Source organism: Streptomyces sp. HSS9-12, assembly GCF_054963655.1.
In genome coordinates this window covers 26270-46161 of sequence record NZ_JBUEGC010000012.1, presented here as the reverse complement: position 1 = coordinate 46161, position 19892 = coordinate 26270, and the positions used below count along the sequence as shown (strand labels likewise).

30 protein-coding genes are annotated in these 19892 nt (G+C 67.7%); 3 read left to right on the top strand and 27 right to left on the bottom strand.

Annotated elements, in window-relative coordinates:
* Positions 1-53 precede the first annotated feature (53 nt).
* Positions 54-1067, top strand: coding sequence for a type I pantothenate kinase (coaA, locus tag ACY34J_RS08925; protein ID WP_462726018.1), 1014 nt, complete (start codon positions 54-56; stop codon positions 1065-1067).
* 210 nt (positions 1068-1277) lie between these two features.
* Here the strand turns inward: coaA and glmM are convergent, their stop codons facing one another.
* The 3 genes from glmM to rplM form a co-directional block, all read right to left on the bottom strand.
* On the bottom strand, positions 1278-2636 hold the full coding sequence (gene glmM / locus ACY34J_RS08920; protein ID WP_462726019.1) for a phosphoglucosamine mutase: 1359 nt from the start codon (positions 2634-2636) through the stop codon (positions 1278-1280).
* Positions 2637-2777: 141 nt separating this feature from the next.
* Positions 2778-3272, bottom strand: coding sequence for a 30S ribosomal protein S9 (gene rpsI, locus ACY34J_RS08915; protein WP_462726020.1), 495 nt, complete (start codon positions 3270-3272; stop codon positions 2778-2780).
* 38 nt (positions 3273-3310) lie between these two features.
* On the bottom strand, positions 3311-3754 hold the full coding sequence (rplM, locus tag ACY34J_RS08910; protein ID WP_462726021.1) for a 50S ribosomal protein L13: 444 nt from the start codon (positions 3752-3754) through the stop codon (positions 3311-3313).
* Between the two features lie 304 nt (positions 3755-4058).
* Here rplM and ACY34J_RS08905 point away from each other — a divergent pair, with 304 nt between their 5' ends.
* Complete coding sequence (locus ACY34J_RS08905) at positions 4059-4895, top strand: hypothetical protein (RefSeq protein WP_462726022.1); 837 nt, start codon at positions 4059-4061, stop codon at positions 4893-4895.
* Between the two features lie 139 nt (positions 4896-5034).
* Positions 5035-6105 (top strand): hypothetical protein, encoded by a 1071-nt coding sequence (locus tag ACY34J_RS08900; RefSeq protein WP_462726023.1) that lies wholly within the window; start codon positions 5035-5037, stop codon positions 6103-6105.
* Between the two features lie 34 nt (positions 6106-6139).
* Here ACY34J_RS08900 and truA read toward each other — a convergent pair whose 3' ends face one another.
* The 24 genes from truA to rplP all read right to left on the bottom strand — a co-directional run bounded on the left by truA (position 6140) and on the right by rplP (position 19892).
* Entirely contained in the window at positions 6140-7006 is an 867-nt protein-coding gene (truA, locus tag ACY34J_RS08895) for a tRNA pseudouridine(38-40) synthase TruA (protein WP_462726024.1), read from the bottom strand.
* A gap of 87 nt (positions 7007-7093) precedes the next feature.
* Positions 7094-7591, bottom strand: coding sequence for a 50S ribosomal protein L17 (gene rplQ / locus ACY34J_RS08890; RefSeq protein ID WP_462726025.1), 498 nt, complete (start codon positions 7589-7591; stop codon positions 7094-7096).
* A gap of 138 nt (positions 7592-7729) precedes the next feature.
* The gene (locus ACY34J_RS08885; RefSeq protein WP_462726026.1) at positions 7730-8755 is read right to left on the bottom strand and encodes a DNA-directed RNA polymerase subunit alpha; all 1026 of its coding nucleotides are present in this window, start codon (positions 8753-8755) and stop codon (positions 7730-7732) included.
* Between the two features lie 135 nt (positions 8756-8890).
* Positions 8891-9517, bottom strand: coding sequence for a 30S ribosomal protein S4 (gene rpsD, locus ACY34J_RS08880; RefSeq protein WP_462726027.1), 627 nt, complete (start codon positions 9515-9517; stop codon positions 8891-8893).
* A 26-nt stretch (positions 9518-9543) separates the two neighbouring features.
* On the bottom strand, positions 9544-9948 hold the full coding sequence (rpsK, locus tag ACY34J_RS08875) for a 30S ribosomal protein S11 (protein WP_004571845.1): 405 nt from the start codon (positions 9946-9948) through the stop codon (positions 9544-9546).
* 95 nt (positions 9949-10043) lie between these two features.
* The gene (gene rpsM / locus ACY34J_RS08870; RefSeq protein WP_462726028.1) at positions 10044-10424 is read right to left on the bottom strand and encodes a 30S ribosomal protein S13; all 381 of its coding nucleotides are present in this window, start codon (positions 10422-10424) and stop codon (positions 10044-10046) included.
* Between the two features lie 195 nt (positions 10425-10619).
* A complete protein-coding gene (gene rpmJ, locus ACY34J_RS08865; protein ID WP_003956441.1) occupies positions 10620-10733 on the bottom strand; it encodes a 50S ribosomal protein L36 in 114 nt (37 codons plus the stop codon).
* A gap of 60 nt (positions 10734-10793) precedes the next feature.
* The gene (gene infA, locus ACY34J_RS08860) at positions 10794-11015 is read right to left on the bottom strand and encodes a translation initiation factor IF-1 (protein ID WP_003956442.1); all 222 of its coding nucleotides are present in this window, start codon (positions 11013-11015) and stop codon (positions 10794-10796) included.
* Between the two features lie 166 nt (positions 11016-11181).
* Positions 11182-12024 (bottom strand): type I methionyl aminopeptidase, encoded by an 843-nt coding sequence (gene map / locus ACY34J_RS08855; protein WP_462726029.1) that lies wholly within the window; start codon positions 12022-12024, stop codon positions 11182-11184.
* A gap of 228 nt (positions 12025-12252) precedes the next feature.
* Positions 12253-12921: an adenylate kinase gene (locus ACY34J_RS08850; protein ID WP_462726030.1), complete on the bottom strand. Its 669-nt coding sequence runs from the start codon at positions 12919-12921 to the stop codon at positions 12253-12255.
* Positions 12921-14237 (bottom strand): preprotein translocase subunit SecY, encoded by a 1317-nt coding sequence (secY, locus tag ACY34J_RS08845; RefSeq protein WP_462726031.1) that lies wholly within the window; start codon positions 14235-14237, stop codon positions 12921-12923. The genes ACY34J_RS08850 and secY overlap by 1 nt, the downstream gene beginning before the upstream one ends.
* Before the next feature lie 206 nt (positions 14238-14443).
* Entirely contained in the window at positions 14444-14899 is a 456-nt protein-coding gene (gene rplO / locus ACY34J_RS08840) for a 50S ribosomal protein L15 (protein WP_462726032.1), read from the bottom strand.
* Position 14900: 1 nt separating this feature from the next.
* Positions 14901-15083: a 50S ribosomal protein L30 gene (gene rpmD / locus ACY34J_RS08835; protein WP_462726033.1), complete on the bottom strand. Its 183-nt coding sequence runs from the start codon at positions 15081-15083 to the stop codon at positions 14901-14903.
* Entirely contained in the window at positions 15083-15688 is a 606-nt protein-coding gene (gene rpsE / locus ACY34J_RS08830) for a 30S ribosomal protein S5 (RefSeq protein ID WP_462726034.1), read from the bottom strand. Before rpsE ends, rpmD begins: the two co-directional genes overlap by 1 nt.
* A gap of 45 nt (positions 15689-15733) precedes the next feature.
* The gene (gene rplR, locus ACY34J_RS08825; RefSeq protein WP_462726035.1) at positions 15734-16117 is read right to left on the bottom strand and encodes a 50S ribosomal protein L18; all 384 of its coding nucleotides are present in this window, start codon (positions 16115-16117) and stop codon (positions 15734-15736) included.
* A gap of 3 nt (positions 16118-16120) precedes the next feature.
* On the bottom strand, positions 16121-16660 hold the full coding sequence (gene rplF / locus ACY34J_RS08820; RefSeq protein WP_462726036.1) for a 50S ribosomal protein L6: 540 nt from the start codon (positions 16658-16660) through the stop codon (positions 16121-16123).
* Between the two features lie 20 nt (positions 16661-16680).
* Complete coding sequence (gene rpsH, locus ACY34J_RS08815) at positions 16681-17079, bottom strand: 30S ribosomal protein S8 (RefSeq protein WP_462726037.1); 399 nt, start codon at positions 17077-17079, stop codon at positions 16681-16683.
* A gap of 342 nt (positions 17080-17421) precedes the next feature.
* Complete coding sequence (locus ACY34J_RS08810; protein WP_462726038.1) at positions 17422-17607, bottom strand: type Z 30S ribosomal protein S14; 186 nt, start codon at positions 17605-17607, stop codon at positions 17422-17424.
* A 3-nt stretch (positions 17608-17610) separates the two neighbouring features.
* Positions 17611-18168 carry a 50S ribosomal protein L5 gene (gene rplE / locus ACY34J_RS08805; RefSeq protein WP_462726039.1) on the bottom strand — a complete coding sequence of 186 codons (558 nt, stop codon included), beginning with the start codon at positions 18166-18168 and terminating at the stop codon, positions 17611-17613.
* Positions 18168-18491, bottom strand: a complete 324-nt coding sequence (gene rplX / locus ACY34J_RS08800; RefSeq protein ID WP_462726040.1) for a 50S ribosomal protein L24 — start codon at positions 18489-18491, stop codon at positions 18168-18170. Before rplX ends, rplE begins: the two co-directional genes overlap by 1 nt.
* 3 nt (positions 18492-18494) lie before the next feature.
* Positions 18495-18863 (bottom strand): 50S ribosomal protein L14, encoded by a 369-nt coding sequence (gene rplN / locus ACY34J_RS08795; RefSeq protein WP_462726041.1) that lies wholly within the window; start codon positions 18861-18863, stop codon positions 18495-18497.
* 101 nt (positions 18864-18964) lie between these two features.
* On the bottom strand, positions 18965-19249 hold the full coding sequence (gene rpsQ, locus ACY34J_RS08790) for a 30S ribosomal protein S17 (protein ID WP_462726042.1): 285 nt from the start codon (positions 19247-19249) through the stop codon (positions 18965-18967).
* Positions 19249-19473 carry a 50S ribosomal protein L29 gene (gene rpmC / locus ACY34J_RS08785; RefSeq protein ID WP_462726043.1) on the bottom strand — a complete coding sequence of 75 codons (225 nt, stop codon included), beginning with the start codon at positions 19471-19473 and terminating at the stop codon, positions 19249-19251. Before rpmC ends, rpsQ begins: the two co-directional genes overlap by 1 nt.
* Positions 19473-19892 (bottom strand): 50S ribosomal protein L16, encoded by a 420-nt coding sequence (rplP, locus tag ACY34J_RS08780; RefSeq protein WP_462726044.1) that lies wholly within the window; start codon positions 19890-19892, stop codon positions 19473-19475. Before rplP ends, rpmC begins: the two co-directional genes overlap by 1 nt.

Here is a 19892-nt window from a genome sequence, read left to right as displayed (position 1 = left end):
GGCGTGAGCGAGACCACGTCCCACGCCATCCCCCGAGCCCCGACAATGAGCCCGTGATCATCTCTCCAGTGCGCAGCCCCCGGCAGCAGCGGGCCACGTCGAATCCCCGGCCGGGACCCGGCCCGTATGTGGACCTCACCCGCGCCGAGTGGAGCGCGCTGCGGGAGAAGACCCCGCTGCCCCTCACCGCCGAGGAGGTGGAGCGGCTGCGCGGCCTGGGCGACGTCATCGACCTGGACGAGGTGCGCGACGTCTACCTTCCGCTGTCGCGCCTGCTCAACCTCTACGTCGGTGCGTCCAGCAGTCTGCGCGGGGCGCTGAACACCTTCCTCGGCGACGCCGGCAGCAACGGCCAGGGCTCACAGCCCGGCACCCCGTTCGTCATCGGTGTCGCGGGCAGCGTCGCCGTCGGCAAGTCGACGACCGCCCGCCTTCTCCAGGCGCTGCTGGCCCGCTGGCCCGAGCATCCGCGCGTGGAGCTGGTCACCACCGACGGCTTTCTGCTGCCCAACGCGGAGCTGCACCGCCGCGGTCTGATGTCCCGTAAGGGCTTCCCCGAGTCCTACGACCGCCGCGCCCTGACCCGCTTTGTCGCCGATGTGAAGTCCGGCAAGGAGGAAGTGACAGCGCCGGTCTACTCGCATCTGATCTACGACATCGTGCCCGGCGAGCGGCTGACGGTGCGTCGGCCCGACATCCTCATCGTCGAGGGCCTCAACGTTCTGCAGCCGGCGCTGCCCGGCAAGGACGGCCGGACCCGGCTCGGCCTCGCCGACTTCTTCGACTTCAGCGTGTACGTGGACGCCCGCACCGAGGACATCGAGACGTGGTACCTCGGGCGCTTCCGACAGCTCCGGGAGACGGCCTTTCAGAATCCGTACTCCTACTTCCGCAAGTACACGCAGGTGTCGGAGGAAGAGGCGCTGGACTACGCGCGCATGATCTGGCGGACCGTCAACCGCCCAAACCTGGAACAGAACGTGGCCCCGACCCGCAGCCGGGCGACTCTCGTGCTCCGTAAGGGCCCGGACCACAAGGTCCAGCGTCTGTCGCTCCGGAAGCTCTGAGGATCCACCCGCCCCTCGGGCGAGGCGGGCGGATCCGGGAACCAGGGCCTAGTGCCGCGTCAGCCAGGTTTGCCCGGTAGCGAGGTGACCCGGTGCGGTCAGCTGCAAGGCGCCGGATCGGCCTCGTAGTGGGCCTACCCGGTCGATCGGGCAACGCAGCGGATGACCGCGCCAGGGCGGCGAGCGGGGCAAACCCTGGCTGACGCGGCACTAACCCAGCGCGGACTTCACCGCGTCGGCCAGCCGCCCCGCGACCGACCGCGCCTGATCGATGTCGGCAGCCTCGACCATCACCCGCACCAGCGGTTCCGTGCCGGACGGCCGCAGCAGCACCCGGCCGGTGCTCCCAAGCTCGCACTCCGCGTCGGCCACGGCCGTCGCGAGGTCGCTGGAGGTGGTCACCCGTGACTTGTCCACGTCCGGCACATTGATCAGCACCTGCGGCAACCGTGTCATCACGCTCGCCAGCTCCGCCAGGCTGCGGCCCGTCGCCGCCACCCGCGCCGCCAGCATCAGCCCGGTGAGCGTGCCGTCGCCCGTCGTCGCGTGATCGAGGATGATCACGTGCCCGGACTGCTCGCCGCCCAGCGCGTAGCCGTGCTCCTTCATCGCCTCCAGCACGTACCGGTCGCCGACCGCCGTCTGGACCAGCTCGATGCCCTCGCGCTCCATGGCCAGCTTGAAGCCGAGGTTCGACATGACCGTGCCGACCACGGTGTTCTTCCGCAGGCCGTCGGCCTCGCGCAGCCCCAGGGCGAGGACGGCCAGGATCTGGTCGCCGTCCACCTCGTTGCCCGCCGCGTCCACCGCCAAACAGCGGTCCGCGTCCCCGTCGTGCGCGATGCCCAGGTCGGCGCCGTGCTCGACGACGGCAGCCTTGAGCAGGTCGAGGTGGGTGGAGCCGCAGCCGTCGTTGATGTTGAGGCCGTCGGGCTCCGCGCCGATGGTGATGACCTCGGCCCCGGCGCGGGCGAAGGCCTCCGGGGAGACCCGGGCGGCCGCGCCGTGCGCCTCGTCCAGGACGACCGTCAGTCCGTCGAGGCGGTTCGGCAGCACGCCGATGAGGTGCGCGACGTAGTTGTCGAAGCCCTCGTCGTAAGTGCGTACGCGCCCCACGCCGGCGCCGGTGGGCCGGTCCCACGGCTCGCCCGACTTGTGCTCCTCGTAGATCGCCTCGATCCGGTCCTCCAGCTCGTCCGCGAGCTTGTGCCCGCCCCGCGCGAAGAACTTGATCCCGTTGTCGGGCATCGGGTTGTGGCTCGCGGAGAGCATCACGCCGAGGTCGGCGCCCAGCGCGCCGGTGAGATACGCCACCGCCGGGGTGGGCAGCACACCGACGCGCAGGACGTCCACGCCCGCGCTCGCGAGCCCCGCCACGACGGCGGCCTCCAGGAACTCTCCGGACGCACGCGGATCACGCCCGACCACCGCCGTCGGCCGATGGCCTTCGAACGTGCCCGCCTCGGCCAGCACATGCGCCGCCGCGACCGACAGGCCGAGCGCGAGCTCCGCCGTCAGGTCCGCATTCGCGACGCCGCGCACACCGTCCGTGCCGAAGAGTCGTCCCACTGGTGTCCTCCGAGGTTTCGCTGAGAAATACCGCCTCTTCAGGCGCCTTCCCTGTATACGCGAGGCGGCTCATAGACGAACGCCCCGGCCAGCACAAAGAGTGCCGCCGGGGCGGTCCGTACGGTCGTACGAAGCGAGCCGTTAGCGCTTGCTGTACTGCGGCGCCTTACGGGCCTTCTTCAGACCCGCCTTCTTACGCTCGGTGGCACGGTCGTCACGGGTCAGGAAGCCGGCCTTCTTCAGCGGCCCGCGGTTGTTCTCCACGTCCGCCTCGTTCAGCGCACGGGCGATGCCCAGGCGCAGGGCACCGGCCTGACCGGAGACGCCGCCACCCGAGATACGGGCGATGACGTCGTAACGGTTCTCCAGCTCGAGCACCTTGAAGGGCTCGTTGACTTCCTGCTGGTGCACCTTGTTGGGGAAGTACTCCTCCAGGGTGCGACCGTTGATCTTCCACTGGCCGCTGCCCGGAACGATGCGGACGCGAGCGACGGCGTTCTTGCGGCGCCCGGTGCCGGCGGCCAGCTGCGGCTCGCCGAAGCGGGCCGCGAGCGACTCGGTGGTGTACTCCTCGACCGGGGTCTCGGAGGTGTACTCCTCGACGTCGAGGGTGGTCTCAGCGGTGGTCTCGGCCACGATTCTCCTCAGATTCTTCTCGTCTTAGGGTGGCCGGACTACTGCGCGACCTGGGTGATCTCGAACGGGACCGGCTGCTGAGCGGCGTGCGGGTGCTGGGCGCCCGCGTACACCTTCAGCTTCGAGAGCATCTGGCGGCCCAGGGTGTTCTTCGGGAGCATGCCCTTGATGGCCTTCTCGACGGCCTTCTCGGGGTTCTTGTCCAGCAGCTCGTCGTAGCGGACGGACCGCAGACCACCCGGGTAGCCGGAGTGGCGGTAGGCCATCTTCTGGGTCCGCTTGTTGCCGGAGAGGTGCACCTTGTCGGCGTTGATGATGATGACGAAGTCACCAGCGTCAACGTGCGGCGCGTACACCGGCTTGTGCTTGCCCCGGAGAAGGGTGGCGGCCTGGGAGGCCAGACGGCCCAGGACGACGTCGGTGGCGTCGATGACGTACCACTGACGCTGGACGTCGCCGGGCTTGGGGCTGTACGTACGCACGGTCGTAGCCTTCGCTTCTTCAGTGAGTTGGTCCTGACAAGGCCACCCGGACGATCACGACAGCCCTGGCCGCACATCGGTGACGCAAACCGAGTGCCTGCCGCTGGTCATCGGCCCGGTGGACCGGCGTAACGGCCTCTCACGTGAGAACGAGCAAGCCAATACGCATAACGAACTGGCAGAATACCGGCCTGGACCCGTACGGGTCAAAACGCGCCTCCGGCGCGATCACGCCGTACGCCCCGCCCCCGCGGGACACCGGCGGCTTTCCCCGGACCCCTTGGTTTTCCGTAGGATGCGCGCCATGAGCTTTGGGCAAGAGGGGCCTTTCGGCCCGGGGGGCTCGCCGTCGACTCCGGACTGGGCGGCCCTGGCGGATGATACGGCGTCGCGCAACCGGCGCCGCAGGTTGCTGATGATCGGCGGCGGCGCGCTCGCCACGCTGGCGGTCGGCGGGATCGTGGCCATGGCGGTGGTCTCCAGCGGCGACTCGAAAGACAAGGCCGGGGGCCTGCCCGGCCCCCAGAACCTGCCCAGCGGGCCCAAGCAGCCGGAGCCGACGTTCTCCGACGTCTCCGTGCCGCCCCCGCCGAACCCTCGCGACTTCATCGCCAGCTCCAAGAAGGACACCGCCCCGCTCAACGCGGGCACGCTCTTCCCGGGGCAGACGATGGTGCTGGGCGACCGCTCGTACGCCAAGGGCGCCACCGCCACCGCCAAGAACTGCGCCGGGGCCGCCTCCAGCAAGCTGGCCGGCGTGCTCACCAGCAACGACTGCACCCAGGTGATCCGCGCCACATACTCCAAGGACGGCGTGGCGGTCACCATCGGTGTCGCCGTCTTCGACACCGAGGCCCAGGCGACGAAGGTGAAGGAGCAGGCGTCCGGCAACATCCAGTCCCTGGCGGGCGGCGGCGTGCCCACCTTCTGCCGGGCGACCGCCTGTCGGCTCACCACCAACTCCATCGGCCGCTACGCCTACTTCACCGTCGCCGGCTACACCTCCGGCAAGGCGGTGCAGCCCTCGGACACCAAGGCCCTGCAGGCCGGCAAGGACGCCTCCGACTTCGCCTTCCGCAGCATCATCCGGCGCGGCCAGCTCCAGGCCTCGGCGGCGGCCACGGCCCAGAGCGGCGGCTGAGCCCGCGGGCCTGATCTCCCTCCCACGCCCGGTACGGCCGTACAACCTTTTCACCGGCCGGTTCGTCCCCATGGGGACACAGCGGCAGGGCTCCGATACAGTCCCCGCCACTGTTCGAATACGGGTGCGAGGGGTAGCGATGGCGAACGACGCGGGGTGGGGCGCACCCGGACCGATATACGGGCCGGGGCCGGGCGTATGGGGTGGCCCGCCGCCCGCCCCGAAGCCCGGGATCATCCCGCTCCGGCCGCTGAGCCTGGGCGACATTCTCAACGGCGCCTTCAGCACCATCGGCCGCTACTGGCGCCAGGTCTTCGGCTTCACCTTCGCCGTCCTCGGCGTTTTCGCCCTGGTGATCGCGGCCGCCGGTGCGACGGCGTACGGCATCGCCCGCGGGCCGCTGACCAGGGCGTTGGACACCGTGGGCTCCCCGGCCCGCCCGAGCCGCTCCGAGCTCATCGAGCTGTTCACGGCGTTCGGCTCCGTCCTGGCCGTCCTGGTCGTGACCGGAGTGCTGGCGATGGCCGCACTCCAGGCCGCCTACCCGGCCATCGTGTCCCGAGCGGTGCTCGGCCGGCCCATCACGGTCCGCGAGACCTGGCGGCAGGCGCGGGCACGCATGATGTCCGTACTCGGCACACAGCTGCTGACCGGCCTCATCGTGGCCCCGGTGGTTCTGCTCGTGGGCGGCCCCGCGATCGTCATCGGCACCACGACGAGGTCACCGGGCTGGGTGCTCGTCGGCATGCTCCTGTCCTTCCTCCTCGCCATCCCCGTCATGATGTTTCTGCAGATACGGCTGTCCCTCGCGCCCGCGGCGGCGGCGCTGGAGAAGCAGTCCCCGCTGGCGGCGCTGCGCCGCTCCTGGCGGCTCGTCGCCGGTTCCTGGTGGCGGATACTCGGCATCACACTGCTCGCGGGCCTGATCGGCTCGGTGGCCGCCCAGTTCGTGCAGGTGCCGTTCAACATGATCGGCGCGTTCTCCATGTCGCTGTCCAGCGTGGGCACGGACGAGCCGAGCGTCGCCGCGGTCGCCGCCTTCGTGGGCTTCAGCATGCTCGGGGCCCTGCTCGGCGCGGCGCTCACCACGCCGTTCACCCACATCGTCACGACCCTGCTGTATGTGGACCTGCGCATCCGCCGCGAAAGCCTGGACCTCTCCCTGGCCGAAGCGGCCGGCATCCCCCCGCACGGCTCGCACGGAACCTGAGCGGACGGGGGCGTACGCGCGGGGCCCGCACCCCTCAGCAGCAGCCCCCGGCTCCCGTGGCCGTACCCGGCAGCGTCCGCTTGTTGCGGGCCTCCTTGTTACGGGCCGCGAGCTGGTCGTCCGGCGGGTAGCCGACCTCCTCCAGGGTCAGCCCGTGCGGCCGCACGACGTTCACCGCCGAGTGGCGGACCCGGCCCGCCAGCACCTCGCCCGGAAAGCCGACCGGCCGGTGCCCGTCGCCGACCAGCAGCAGGGCGCCCACCAGCGCACGCACCATGTTGTGACAGAACGCGTCCGCCCGTACGGTCGCGACCGCCAGCCCGTCCTCCGTCCGCTCCCAGTGCAGCTCCAGCAGCCTGCGGATCGTCGTCGCGCCGTCGCGCTTCTTGCAGTAGGCGGCGAAGTCGTGCTCGCCCAGCAGCTGCGCCGCGGCCTCGTTCATGAGGTTGATGTCGAGCGGCCAGTCGTGCCAGAGCACATGGCCGCGCCGCAGCGGGTCGGCCCCGGCACGGTGGTCGCTGACGCGATAGGCGTAGCGGCGCCAGATCGCGGAGAAGCGGGCGTCGAAACCGGGTGGGGCCTCGCTGAGCCTCCAGACCCGGATGTCCTGCGGGAGCCGCCCGGCCAGGCGGCGCAACAGCTTGTCCTGATGCGTGGTCCACACGTCCTCGGGCAGGTCCATGTGCGCGACCTGTCCGCGCGCGTGCACACCGGCGTCCGTACGCCCGGCCACGGTCAGCTCGACCGGGTACGGCAGCCGCATCACGGTCTGCAGGGCGTTCTCCAGCTCGCCCTGGACCGTGCGCCGCTCCCGCTGGCGTGCCCAGCCGGAGAAGTCCTTCCCGTCGTACGCAAGGTCCAGCCGGACCCTGGTGAAACCGGGCTGCACATCGTCTGTCACGTGAAGATCCAAGATCCTAGATCTGCGGAACGGGCCCGCTCCCAGAAACTGGGGGCGGGCCCGTCCGTGCTGCTGTGTCTCAAGGACTCAGGCGTCCTTCGACTCCTCGGCCGGAGCCTCGGCGGCCTCCGTCTCCTCGGCCTTGGCCGGCTCGGCCTTGGCCTCGGCCTCCTTGACCGCGCGCTTGGTCGCGGCCTCGGCCTCACCGGTGGCCTGCTGGGCCACGGTCAGCGCCTCCACCAGCTCGATGACAGCCATCGGCGCGTTGTCGCCACGGCGGTTACCGATCTTGGTGATGCGGGTGTAGCCACCCGGCCGGTTCTCGTAACGCGGGCCGATCTCCGTGAACAGGGTGTGCACGACACTCTTGTCACGGATGGTCTGCAGCACCAGACGGCGGTTGTGAAGGTCGCCCTTCTTCGCCTTGGTGATCAGACGCTCGGCCACCGGACGCAGGCGGCGGGCCTTGGCCTCGGTGGTGGTGATACGGCCGTGCTCGAACAGCGCAGTGGCGAGGTTCGCCAGCATCAGCCGCTCGTGCGCAGCGCTGCCGCCCAGACGGGCACCCTTGGCGGGCTTCGGCATGGTGTTTCTCCTTGGTGTCTGCACCGGCCGTGTCAGGTACCGGTGTCAGTTACCGACGAGCTGTTGCCCGCCGGAAGTTTTCAGCGTCGGACGGGCTGGACAGTCCAGCCCGTCCGGCGGTTGAGCGCCGTAGGCGGCTCAGTACTGCTCGGTCTCCTCGAAGCCGGTCACGCCCGCGTCCTCCTCCGCGCCGAAGGCGTCGGCGGCAGCGGTCGGGTCGAATCCGGGCGGGCTGTCCTTGAGTGCCAGGCCCATGCCGGCCAGCTTCGCCTTGACCTCGTCGATCGACTTCGCACCGAAGTTGCGGATGTCGAGCAGGTCCGCCTCGGAGCGGGCCACCAGCTCGCCCACGGAGTGGATGCCCTCGCGCTTGAGGCAGTTGTACGAGCGGACGGTGAGCTCGAGCTCCTCGATCGGCAGCGCGAGGTCAGCGGCCAGGGCGGCGTCCGTCGGGGACGGGCCCATGTCGATGCCCTCGGCGTCGATGTTGAGCTCGCGGGCCAGACCGAACAGCTCGACCAGGGTCTTACCGGCCGACGCCATGGCGTCACGCGGACGCATGGCCTGCTTGGTCTCGACGTCGACGATCAGCTTGTCGAAGTCGGTGCGCTGCTCGACACGGGTCGCCTCGACCTTGTAGGTGACCTTGAGCACCGGCGAGTAGATCGAGTCGACCGGGATCCGGCCGATCTCCTGACCCACCTGCTTGTTCTGGACGGCCGAGACGTAGCCGCGGCCGCGCTCAACGGTCAGCTCCATCTCGAGCTTGCCCTTGCCGTTCAGCGCGGCGAGGACGAGGTCCGGGTTGTGCACCTCGACGCCGGCCGGCGGGGCGATGTCAGCAGCGGTGACCAGGCCGGGGCCCTGCTTGCGCAGGTACATCACGACCGGCTCGTCGTGCTCGGAGGAGACGACCAGCTGCTTGATGTTGAGGATGAGGTCGGTGACGTCCTCCTTGACGCCCGGCACGGTGGTGAACTCGTGCAGGACCCCGTCGATCCGGATGCTGGTGACGGCCGCACCGGGGATCGAGGAGAGGAGCGTACGACGCAGGGAGTTGCCGAGGGTGTAGCCGAAGCCCGGCTCCAGCGGCTCGATCACGAACCGGGAGCGGTACTCGTCGACGACCTCTTCGGTCAGCGAGGGACGCTGAGCGATGAGCATGGGTATTGCCTCCAGTCTTCGGCGCCCGCTATTTGACGCCGAGGCTTCAAGGGTACGGGCGGTACGACCCCGATGGAGGTCGTACCGCCCGTTGCGGTCCGATCCGGCCGGAGCCGGGCGGAGCCGGTGCCCTACTTACTTGGAGTAGAGCTCGACGATCAGCTGCTCCTGCACCTGGGTGTCGATCACCTGGCGCTCGGGCAGCGAGTGCACGAGGATCCGCATCCGCGACGGAATGGCCTCGAGCCACGCCGGCACGGTCTTGTCGCCGGCCTCCGCCTGAGCCACCTGGAAGGGGACCAGGTTACGGGAGGACTCGCGGACCTCGATGATGTCGTTCGGAGACACGCGGGCCGACGGGATGTCGGTCTTGCGGCCGTTCACGGTGATGTGACCGTGCCGAACCAGCTGACGGGCGTGGTCGCGGGACTTGGCGAAGCCGGCCCGGTACACCACGTTGTCCAGACGGGACTCGAGGATACGCAGCAGGTTCTCACCCGTCTTACCCGAGCGGCGGTTCGCCTCCTCGTAGTACCCGCGGAACTGCTTCTCAAGGACGCCGTAGATGCGAGCGCACTTCTGCTTCTCGCGCTTCTGCAGCAGGTACTCGCTGTCCTTGGTGCGCCCGCGACCGTGCTCACCCGGGGGGTAAGGACGGATCTCGATCGGGCACTTCGCGCTCTCGCACTTGCTCCCCTTGAGGAAGAGCTTCTGCTTCTCCCGACGGCAACGCTTGCAGTCGGCCCCGGTGTAACGCGCCATTGTCTAAGTTCTCCTACTTCAGCTGGTCAGACGCGGCGGCGCTTGGGCGGGCGGCATCCGTTGTGCGGGGTGGGGGTGACGTCCTGGATCGAGCCGACCTCGAGGCCGGTGGCCTGCAGAGAGCGGATCGCGGTCTCACGGCCGGAGCCGGGACCCTTGACGAAGACGTCCACCTTGCGCATGCCGTGCTCCTGCGCGCGGCGGGCGGCCGACTCGGCGGCCATCTGCGCGGCGAACGGGGTCGACTTGCGCGAGCCCTTGAAGCCGACGTGGCCGGCCGAGGCCCAAGAGATCACGTTGCCGGTCGGGTCGGTGATCGAAACGATGGTGTTGTTGAACGTGCTCTTGATGTGAGCGTGCCCGTGGGCGACGTTCTTCTTCTCCTTGCGGCGCACCTTCTTGGCGCCGGCCGTACGGCCCTTCGGAGGCATTCTTGATATCTCCCGTGGAGGTGGTCGGTCCTACAACTCGGACCGCTGACTTCTGCGGACACCCGAGGGGCGTCCGCAGCGCGTCCGGATGAGGACTACTTCTTGCCCGGCTTCTTCTTGCCGGCGATGGCGCGACGCGGGCCCTTGCGGGTGCGGGCGTTGGTGTGAGTGCGCTGACCGTGGACGGGCAGGCCACGACGGTGGCGCAGGCCCTGGTAGCAGCCGATCTCGACCTTGCGGCGGATGTCGGCCTGGATCTCGCGACGGAGGTCACCCTCGGTCTTGATGTTGGCGTCCACGTACTCGCGGATCTTGACCAGGTCCTCTTCGGACAGGTCGCGAACTCGGGTGTCCGGGTTGACACCAGCCGCATCGAGGGTCTGCTGCGCCAGCGTGCGGCCGATGCCGAAGACGTAGGTGAGGGCGACCTCCACGCGCTTGTCGCGCGGGATGTCAACACCTGAAACGCGTGCCACTGAATGGCTCCTGTTGATGCTCGGGGGTCTGCCGCAGAACCGCTCCCGGACTGCCTGTCCCTACGGGGTAGGTAGGCACGATTCCGGGTCTCCGGCCCCCGCCGGAGGTATCGCCGGCCGCTGGGGCCAGGCGGGCTCTGCGTATGTACGTATTGCTCGCGTCGCGCGAAGAAACTGCGAGGTGCGGGTCGTGCGTCAGCCCTGGCGCTGCTTGTGGCGCAGGTTGTCGCAGATGACCATGACCCGCCCGTGGCGGCGGATCACCTTGCACTTGTCGCAGATCTTCTTGACGCTCGGCTTGACCTTCATGGGATGTGAGGTTCTCCGGGTCAGTGCCGGCACCCCACGGGAGCGGGGCGACGGCAAGATCTACTTGTAGCGGTAGACGATCCGTCCGCGCGTCAGGTCGTACGGAGAGAGCTCCACCACGACCCGGTCGTCGGGAAGGATACGGATGTAGTGCATCCGCATCTTGCCGCTGATGTGCGCGAGGACCTTGTGCCCGTTCTGGAGCTCCACCTTGAACATCGCGTTCGGCAGAGACTCGATAACGGTGCCCTCGATCTCGATGGCCCCTTGTTTTTTGGCCATGTCCTGAGCGCTTCGCCTTCCGGAATCGGCTACCTGGGCGGCCCCGCGAGCACACGAAGGCGCACGGGGACCGACGTATGAGTCTACGGCAGTCTTGTCTCAAACACGAATCGAGCAGACTACCCACCAGCGGAGATCATCACGCCATAGGGGCCTCCCCGGGCGCTCAGCGCCCAGGGGAAGGATCCGGCGCGGCGGTGATGCCCAGCTCCGCCAGCTTGGCCTTGCCACCGTCGAAGGCGGTGATCACCAGCGGGCCCTCCTCGGTCAGGGCGACGGAGTGCTCCCAGTGGCTGGACCAGCTGCCGTCGTTCGTCTTGACCGTCCACTCGTCGGACAGGACGTGGGTGCGCGGGGTGCCCAGGCTCACCATCGGCTCGATCGCGATGCAGAAGCCGGGCACCAGCTTGGGACCGCGGCCGCGCCGGCGGTCGACGTAGTTCAGCAGGTGCGGGTCCATATGCATCTGCGATCCGATGCCGTGGCCGCCGTAGTCCTCGATGATCCCGTACTTGCCGGTGGCCGGGCGGGGCTGGCGGCGGATGTAACTCTCGATCGCCCGGGAGATGTCCACCAGGCGGTTGCCCTGCTTGACCGCGGAGATGCCGGCCCACATGGATTCCTCGGTGACCCGGCTGAGCTCATGCAGCTCCGGGGCATGGCCGCTGCCCACGAAGGCGGTGATGGCCGCGTCGGCGTGCCAGCCGTCGATGATGGCGCCGGCGTCGATGGAGATGATGTCGCCGTCCTTGAGGACGGTGTCGGTGTCCGGGATGCCGTGGACGACGACGTCGTTCACCGAGGTGCAGATGGTGGCGGGGAAGCCGCCGTAGCCGAGGAAGTTCGACTTCGCACCGTGCTCGGCGATGACCTTCCGGGCGATGTCGTCCAGATCCTTGGTGGTGGCACCCGGCACGGCCGCCTCCCGGCAGGCCTCGTGAATCCGCGCGACGACCAGACCGGCCTCGCGCATCTTCGCGATCTGCTCCGGGGTCTTGATCTCCACCATGGGGCTGGCGCCTTCCTCAGATTGACGATCGGCTGGCGTCACGCGCGCCAGCATGTCCACGATACGGCCCGATGTCTGCGGCATGGCCGGGAGCGCCGTAGGCAGCAACCGTCGATGGAGCAGCGCCCACGGTCGGCAGCCTCCGCGAAAGCTGCTGATGAGCCGCAAACGGCAGCCGCGGCGCCCTGAGGGGCACCGCGGCCGACATCACGTATCTCTGCTTCAGGCCTAGGCCTGCTGAGCCTGAGTCTTCGAAGACAGGGCTTCCATCGCGCGCTGGGTCACCTCGGAGACCTTGCCGAGTGCCGGGATCGTCACGACCAGACCCTGGGCCTTGTAGTAGTCGATTATCGGCTCGGTCTCACGGTGGTAGACCTCGAGGCGCTTGCGGACGGTCTCCTCGCTGTCGTCCTCGCGCTGGTACAGCTCGCCGCCGCAGATGTCGCACACACCCTCCTTCTTCGGAGGGTTGTAGACGACGTGGTACGTGTGGCTGCTGTCCGTACGGCAGGTCCGGCGGCCGGCGATCCGCTTGACCACCTCTTCCTCGGGAACCTCGAGGTCGAGCACCGCGTCGATCTTCTCGCCCTTGGCCTCGAGGATCTCGTCGAGCACCTCGGCCTGGTGCAGGTTGCGCGGGAAGCCGTCCAGCAGGAAGCCATTGGCCGTGTCCGGCTGCTCCAGCCGCTCCTTGGCCATCGCGATCGTCACCTCGTCCGGCACCAGCTGGCCGGCCTTCATGTACTCCTGCGCCTTCTTCCCGAGCGGCGTGCCCTGACTGATGTTCGCGCGGAAGAGATCGCCTGTGGAGATGTGCGGGATCGACAACTTCTTGGCGAGGAACTGGGCTTGCGTTCCCTTGCCAGCGCCAGGCGGCCCGACGAGGACGATTCGCATCAGCGGAGGAACCCTTCGTAGTTACGCTGCTGAAGCTGGCTCTCGATCTGCTTAACGGTCTCCAGTCCCACACCCACGATGATCAGGATGCTCGTCCCGCCGAACGGGAAGTTCTGGTTCGCGTTGAAAGCAACCAGCGCCACCGTTGGCACCAGAGCGATCAGACCCAGGTACAGCGACCCCGGCCACGTGATCCTGTTGAGCACGTAGCTCAGGTACTCAGCCGTGGGACGACCAGCCCGGATACCCGGGATGAAGCCACCATACTTCTTCATGTTGTCGGCGACTTCCTCGGGGTTGAACGAGATCGCGACGTAGAAGAAGGCGAAGAACACGATCAGCACGAAGTACGTGACGATGTAATAAGGGTGGTCACCCTTGACGAAGTGCTGTTGGATCCACATCGCCCAGCCCGACTTCGAGCCGCTGAACTGAACGATCAAGGCGGGAATGTAGAGCAGCGACGACGCGAAGATGACAGGAATCACACCCGCCTGGTTCACCTTCAACGGGATGTACGTGGACGTACCGCCGTAGGAGCGCCGCCCGATCATCCGCTTCGCGTACTGCACCGGAATGCGCCGCTGCGCCTGCTCGACGAAGACCACCAGGGCCACCATCGCCAGGCCGAGCAGGATGACCGCACCGAAGTTGACCCAGCCGTTCGCGATCTTTCCGGAGGTCTTGATGGCCCACAGGGCGCCCGGGAAGCCGGCGGCGATCGAGATGAACATCAGCAGCGACATGCCGTTGCCGATGCCGCGGTCGGTGATCAGCTCACCCAGCCACATGATCAACGCGGTGCCCGCGGTCATGCAGATGACCATGGTGACCGTGGTGAAGATCGAGGTGTCCGGGATGATCTGGCCGGCCACATCACAGGTCGGGAAGAGCGCGCCGCTGCGGGCCGTGGCCACCAGGCCGGTGCCCTGCAGGATGGCAAGCGCCACCGTCAGGTAGCGGGTGTACTGCGTGATCTTGGTCTGGCCGGACTGCCCCTCCTTCTTCAGCGCCTCCAGCCGCGGGATCACCACCGTGAGCAGCTGCAGGATGATGCTCGCCGTGATGTACGGCATGATTCCGAGCGCGAAGATCGTCAACTGCAGCAGCGCACCACCGCTGAACAGGTTGACGAGCCCGAAGAGGCTGCCTGCTTGGTTCTTCACCTGGTCCATGCATTGGTTCACGTTCGGGTAGCTCACCCCGGGGAGCGGAATGTGCGCCCCGAGCCGGAAGAGCACGATGATTCCCAACGTGAACAGCAGCTTCTTGCGCAGGTCGGGCGTCTTGAACGCCCGGGCGAACGCGGTGAGCACGGTGCCTCCTGCGACCCCCGCGTATCGGCGCGAGAGGTGACGGTCTTGAGAATCGGCAAGTACAGATCGGTCAGAAGCCGCGCAGGATCAGACCACGCGGACAAGTGAACAGTGCACGCCACCTTACCGGCGAGGGTGCCTGCCTTGGAACGACCAACCGGGGATGCCCCATTTGCGGGCATCCCCGGTTGGTCAGGTCACACCGCTCAGACGAGTTCGGTGACGGTGCCGCCGGCGGCGGTGATCTTCTCCTTGGCCGAGCCGGAGACGGCGTCGACCGTCACCTGCAGCGGCACCGAGATCTCACCCTGGCCGAGCACCTTGACGAGGTGGTTCTTACGCACCGCGCCCTTGGCGACCAGGTCGGCGACCGTGACCTCGCCACCCTGTGGGTAGAGCGCGGCCAGCTTGTCCAGGTTCACGACCTGGTACTCGGTCTTGAACGGGTTCTTGAAGCCCTTCAGCTTCGGGAGCCGCATGTGGAGGGGCATCTGCCCACCCTCGAAGCGCTCCGGAACCTGGTAGCGGGCCTTGGTGCCCTTGGTACCACGACCAGCGGTCTTACCCTTGGACGCCTCACCACGACCGACACGGGTCTTGGCGGTCTTGGCACCAGGGGCGGGCCGGAGGTTGTGGACCTTCAGCGGGTTCTGCTCCGCCATGTCAGTCGACCTCCTCGACCGTCACGAGGTGCCGCACGGTCTGGGCCATGCCGCGGATCTCCGGACGGTCCTCCTTGACGACCACGTCGTTCATGCGCTTCAGGCCGAGCGAACGAAGGGTGTCGCGGTGGTTCTGCTTGCTGCCGATGTAGGACTTGACCTGCGTGATCTTGAGGCGAGCCATTACGCACCCACCCCGGCACGCGCCCGCAGCAGAGCGGCGGGGGCGACGTCCTCCAGCGGCAGGCCACGACGGGCGGCGATCTCCTCCGGGCGCTGCAGCCCGCGAAGAGCCTCCACCGTGGCGTGCACGATGTTGATCGGGTTCGACGAGCCGAGCGACTTGCTCAGCACGTCGTGAATGCCCGCGCACTCCAGGACGGCGCGCACCGGGCCACCGGCGATCACACCGGTACCGGGGGAAGCCGGCTTGAGCAGGACGACGCCCGCAGCCTTCTCGCCCTGGATCGGGTGCGGGATGGTGCCCTGGATCCGGGGGACCTTGAAGAAGTGCTTCTTGGCCTCCTCAACGCCCTTGGCGATGGCGGCCGGCACCTCCTTGGCCTTGCCGTATCCGACACCCACGGTGCCGTCACCGTCACCCACCACGACCAGCGCGGTGAAGCTGAAGCGACGACCACCCTTCACAACCTTGGCGACGCGGTTGATCGCGACGACACGCTCGACGTAGGCGGTCTTCTCGGCGGCAGCGCCGCCCTCCCGCCGGTCCTTCCGGTCCCGCCGCTCGCCGCCACCGGCGCCGCCACCGCGGCGCTGGGGTCCAGCCATTGGAATTACCTCTCCTCGATTACGTCCGCTAGCTACGGAACCGGCTCAGAACTTGAGCCCGGCCTCGCGGGCGGCGTCGGCCAGGGCGGCGATGCGCCCGGCGTACTGGTTGCCACCACGGTCGAACACAACAGCCTCGACACCGGCGGCCTTGGCACGCTCGGCGACCAGGGCGCCGACCTGCTGGGCCTGCGCGGTCTTGTCACCCTCGCCGCCGCGGATGCCGGCGTCCAGGTGGGACGCCGAGGCCAGCGTGTGGCCCGCCACGTCGTCGATGACCTGCGCCGTGATACCCCGGTTGGACCGGGTCACGACCAGACGCGGACGCTCCGGGGTGCCGTTGATCCGCTTGCGGACGCGGATGTGGCGACGCTTGAGGGCAGCACCCTTGTAGGCCTTGCCCTTGGCGATCTTCACACCGTATGCCATGGCTTACTTACCAGCCTTTCCGACCTTGCGGCGGATGACTTCGCCCTCGTACTTGACGCCCTTGGCCTTGTACGGGTCGGGCTTCCGCAGCTTGCGGATGTTCGCGGCGACCTCGCCGACCTTCTGCTTGTCGATGCCCTCGACGCTGAACTTGGTCGGAGACTCGACCTTGAAGGTGATGCCCTCTGGCGCCTCGACCAGGATCGGGTGGCTGTAGCCGAGCGAGAACTCCAGGTTGGAGCCCTTCGCCGCGACGCGGTAGCCGACACCGCTGATCTCAAGCTTCTTGATGTATCCCTGGGTCACGCCGGTGATCATGTTCGCCACCAACGTCCGGGACAGGCCGTGCAGAGCCTTGTTGCGGCTCTCATCGTTCGGGCGGGTCACCCGGAGAGTGCCGTCCTCGTCCTTCGCGATCTCGATGGGCGCGGCAACGGTGTGGGAGAGGGCGCCCTTGGGGCCCTTCACCTGGACCGTACGGCCATCGATGGTGACGTCCACGCCGGCGGGAACCGGGATGGGGAGCTTGCCGATACGCGACATTGCTTTTCCTCCGTTCCCGATTACCAGACGTAGGCGAGGACTTCCCCGCCCACACCCTTCTTGGCGGCCTGCTTGTCGGTGAGGAGCCCGTGGGAGGTGGAGATGATCGCCACGCCCAGGCCGCCGAGCACCTTCGGCAGGTTGGTGGACTTTGCGTAGACCCGCAGACCCGGCTTCGAAATCCGCTTGATGCCGGCGATCGAGCGCTCACGGTTCGGACCGAACTTGAGGTCGATGACGAGGTTCTTGCCGACCTCGGCGTCCTCAGAGCGGTAGCCCGAGATGAAGCCCTCCTGCTGGAGGATCTCCGCGATATGCGACTTGATCTTGCTGTGCGGCATCACGACGGTGTCGTGGTACGCCGAGTTCGCGTTTCGCAGACGAGTCAGCATGTCTGCGATCGGATCGGTCATGGTCATGATGGCCTTTGGCCTCTCTCGCCGGGGTTTCCTATCTGCGCCATCCCTCTCCCCGAATCGAGTCGGGACGGGTGCGGCGCGGGGACCTACGGCGTAGTCGTTTTCTTCCAGCGGGCTGGGCCCGCGGGCGGCCATGGGCGGCGGGCGCCCAACCCCTCCACTCTACGGGAGAGATCAGGGAGAGGGCTCCGCCGCCCGCCAGGGCGCCCGTTGAGGGCGGTGGCGGGCGGCGGGTGGGATGCCCGCCGTCCATTTGCTCACCGAGCGCCCGGTAAAGCCCGAGGTTCAACTCCGTCGCCCGCCAGGGCGCCCGTTGAGGGCGGTGGTGGGAGACGGGTGGGCTTACCAGGAGCTCTTGGTCACGCCCGGCAGCTCGCCGCGGTGAGCCATCTCACGAAGGCACACACGGCACAGGCCGAACTTGCGGTAGACGGAGTGCGGTCGGCCGCAGCGCTGGCAGCGGGTGTACGAGCGCACACCGAACTTCGGCTTGCGGCCGGCCTTGGCAATCAGAGCCTTCTTCGCCACGGCTCACGCCTCCTTGAACGGGAAGCCGAGGTGACGAAGCAGGGCCCGGCCCTCGTCGTCGTTGGTCGCCGTGGTCACCACGGTGATGTCCATACCCCGGACGCGGTCGATCTTGTCCTGGTCGATCTCGTGGAACATGACCTGCTCCGTGAGACCGAAGGTGTAGTTACCCCGGCCGTCGAACTGCTTGGGGGACAGACCACGGAAGTCGCGGATGCGCGGCAGCGCGAGCGACAGCAGGCGGTCCAGAAACTCCCACATCCGGTCACCGCGCAGGGTGACGTGGGCACCGATCGGCTGCCCCTCGCGCAGCTTGAACTGCGCGATGGACTTACGGGCCTTGGTGACGGCCGGCTTCTGACCGGTGATCGTGGCGAGGTCGCGGATGGCGCCCTCGATCAGCTTGGAGTCGCGGGCGGCGTCGCCCACACCCATGTTGACCACGATCTTGGTCAGACCCGGGATCTGCATGACGTTCTCGTACTTGAACTCGTCACGCAGCTTGCCGGCGATTTCCTCGCGGTAGCGCGTCTTCAGACGCGGCGCAGTGGTGGCAGTCATCAGATGTCCTCACCGGTCCGCTTGGCAACGCGGATCTTGTTGCCGTCCTCGTCAAAGCGGTATCCGACGCGGGTGACCACCTTCTTGCCTTCCTTCTCCACAACCAGCTGAACGTTGCTGACGTGGATGGGGGCCTCGGTGGTCACGATGCCGCCGGTCTTCGAACCGCGCGCGGTCTGGCCGGCCTTGGTGTGCTTCTTGACCCGGTTGACACCCTCGACCAGGACACGCTCCTCGCGGGGGAAGGCCTGAATGACCTTGCCCTGCTTGCCCTTGTCCTTGCCGGTGATGACCTGAACCAGGTCGCCCTTCTTGATCTTCATCGGTTACAGCACCTCCGGCGCGAGGGAGATGATCTTCATGAACTTCTTCTCGCGCAGCTCCCGGCCCACAGGGCCGAAGATACGGGTGCCGCGGGGGTCGCCATCGCCCTTGAGGATGACGGCCGCGTTCTCGTCGAAGCGGATGTACGAGCCGTCCGGGCGGCGGCGCTCCTTGACGGTGCGCACGACGACCGCCTTGACGACGTCGCCCTTCTTCACGTTGCCACCGGGGATCGCGTCCTTGACGGTGGCGACGATGACGTCACCGATGCCCGCGTAGCGGCGACCCGAGCCACCGAGAACACGGATGCAAAGGATCTCCTTCGCGCCCGTGTTGTCGGCGACGCGCAGTCGCGACTCCTGCTGGATCACGTCTATCTCCTGATCGTCTGCTGGTTCCCGGTGGGGAGCCGCTGCTTGCGGCTCCCCACCGAGCCTGGCGGAACTAGTCCTTGAGGCGAGGCCTCAAGGAATTACTTGGCCTTCTCGAGGATCTCGACGACGCGCCAGCGCTTGGTCGCGGACAGCGGCCGGGTCTCCATGAGGAGGACGCGGTCGCCGACACCCGCGGCGTTCTGCTCGTCGTGCGCCTTGAGCTTGTTGGTACGGCGGATGACCTTGCCGTACAGCGCGTGCTTGACGCGGTCCTCGACGGCGACGACGACGGTCTTGTCCATCTTGTCGCTGACGACCAGACCCTCACGGGTCTTACGGAAGCCGCGCTCCTGCTTGTTCTCGGTCACATTCTTCTCGCTCATCAGGCGCTCTCCACCGTCTCGATGCCGAGCTCGCGCTCCCGCATCAGGGTGTAGATCCGGGCGATGTCCTTGCGGACGGCCTTCAGCCGGCCGTGGTTCTCGAGCTGTCCGGTCGCCGCCTGGAAGCGGAGGTTGAACAGCTCCTCCTTGGCCTCACGCAGCTTGGCAACGAGGTCCTCGTTGTTCAGCTGGCGCAGCTCGGTCGCCTTGGTACCGGCCGCCATCACGACTCACCTGCCTCGCGCCGAACGATCCGGCACTTCATCGGAAGCTTGTGCGCGGCGCGCGTCAGCGCCTCGCGAGCAATCTTCTCGTTCGGGTAGGACAGCTCGAACATCACCCGACCGGGCTTGACGTTCGCGACCCACCACTCCGGAGAACCCTTACCGGAACCCATACGGGTTTCGGCCGGCTTCTTCGTAAGCGGGCGGTCCGGGTAGATGTTGATCCAGACCTTGCCACCACGCTTGATGTGGCGGGTCATGGCGATACGTGCCGACTCGATCTGGCGGTTCGTCACATACGCCGGGGTCACCGCCTGGATGCCGTACTCGCCGAACGCAAGCTCGGTGCCACCCTTGGCCATGCCCTTGCGCTTGGGGTGGTGCTGCTTGCGGTGCTTGACCCTACGGGGGATCAGCAT

What these genes read in the sequence shown, in the direction of transcription:
- rplO (WP_462726032.1), bottom strand. Translation starts at nt 14,899, where the DNA reads ATGGCGGAGCAGAACCCGCTGAAGGTCCACAACCTCCGGCCCGCCCCT.
- rpsQ (WP_462726042.1), bottom strand. Translation starts at nt 19,249, where the DNA reads ATGAGCGAGAAGAATGTGACCGAGAACAAGCAGGAGCGCGGCTTCCGT.
- infA (WP_003956442.1), bottom strand. Translation starts at nt 11,015, where the DNA reads ATGGCCAAAAAACAAGGGGCCATCGAGATCGAGGGCACCGTTATCGAG.
- rpmJ (WP_003956441.1), bottom strand. Translation starts at nt 10,733, where the DNA reads ATGAAGGTCAAGCCGAGCGTCAAGAAGATCTGCGACAAGTGCAAGGTG.
- rpmC (WP_462726043.1), bottom strand. Translation starts at nt 19,473, where the DNA reads ATGGCGGCCGGTACCAAGGCGACCGAGCTGCGCCAGCTGAACAACGAG.
- map (WP_462726029.1), bottom strand. Translation starts at nt 12,024, where the DNA reads ATGGTGGAGATCAAGACCCCGGAGCAGATCGCGAAGATGCGCGAGGCC.
- rplQ (WP_462726025.1), bottom strand. Translation starts at nt 7,591, where the DNA reads ATGCCGAAGCCCGCCAAGGGTGCCCGTCTGGGCGGCAGCGCTGCGCAC.
- rplE (WP_462726039.1), bottom strand. Translation starts at nt 18,168, where the DNA reads ATGACTGCCACCACTGCGCCGCGTCTGAAGACGCGCTACCGCGAGGAA.
- ACY34J_RS08900 (WP_462726023.1), top strand. Translation starts at nt 5,035, where the DNA reads ATGGCGAACGACGCGGGGTGGGGCGCACCCGGACCGATATACGGGCCG.
- rplR (WP_462726035.1), bottom strand. Translation starts at nt 16,117, where the DNA reads ATGGCATACGGTGTGAAGATCGCCAAGGGCAAGGCCTACAAGGGTGCT.
- ACY34J_RS08885 (WP_462726026.1), bottom strand. Translation starts at nt 8,755, where the DNA reads ATGCTCATCGCTCAGCGTCCCTCGCTGACCGAAGAGGTCGTCGACGAG.
- rplP (WP_462726044.1), bottom strand. Translation starts at nt 19,892, where the DNA reads ATGCTGATCCCCCGTAGGGTCAAGCACCGCAAGCAGCACCACCCCAAG.
- ACY34J_RS08905 (WP_462726022.1), top strand. Translation starts at nt 4,059, where the DNA reads ATGAGCTTTGGGCAAGAGGGGCCTTTCGGCCCGGGGGGCTCGCCGTCG.
- rplF (WP_462726036.1), bottom strand. Translation starts at nt 16,660, where the DNA reads ATGTCGCGTATCGGCAAGCTCCCCATCCCGGTTCCCGCCGGCGTGGAC.
- rpsE (WP_462726034.1), bottom strand. Translation starts at nt 15,688, where the DNA reads ATGGCTGGACCCCAGCGCCGCGGTGGCGGCGCCGGTGGCGGCGAGCGG.
- ACY34J_RS08850 (WP_462726030.1), bottom strand. Translation starts at nt 12,921, where the DNA reads ATGCGAATCGTCCTCGTCGGGCCGCCTGGCGCTGGCAAGGGAACGCAA.
- rpsD (WP_462726027.1), bottom strand. Translation starts at nt 9,517, where the DNA reads ATGGCGCGTTACACCGGGGCCGACTGCAAGCGTTGCCGTCGGGAGAAG.
- rpmD (WP_462726033.1), bottom strand. Translation starts at nt 15,083, where the DNA reads ATGGCTCGCCTCAAGATCACGCAGGTCAAGTCCTACATCGGCAGCAAG.
- rpsK (WP_004571845.1), bottom strand. Translation starts at nt 9,948, where the DNA reads ATGCCTCCGAAGGGCCGTACGGCCGGCGCCAAGAAGGTGCGCCGCAAG.
- rpsH (WP_462726037.1), bottom strand. Translation starts at nt 17,079, where the DNA reads ATGACCATGACCGATCCGATCGCAGACATGCTGACTCGTCTGCGAAAC.
- rplX (WP_462726040.1), bottom strand. Translation starts at nt 18,491, where the DNA reads ATGAAGATCAAGAAGGGCGACCTGGTTCAGGTCATCACCGGCAAGGAC.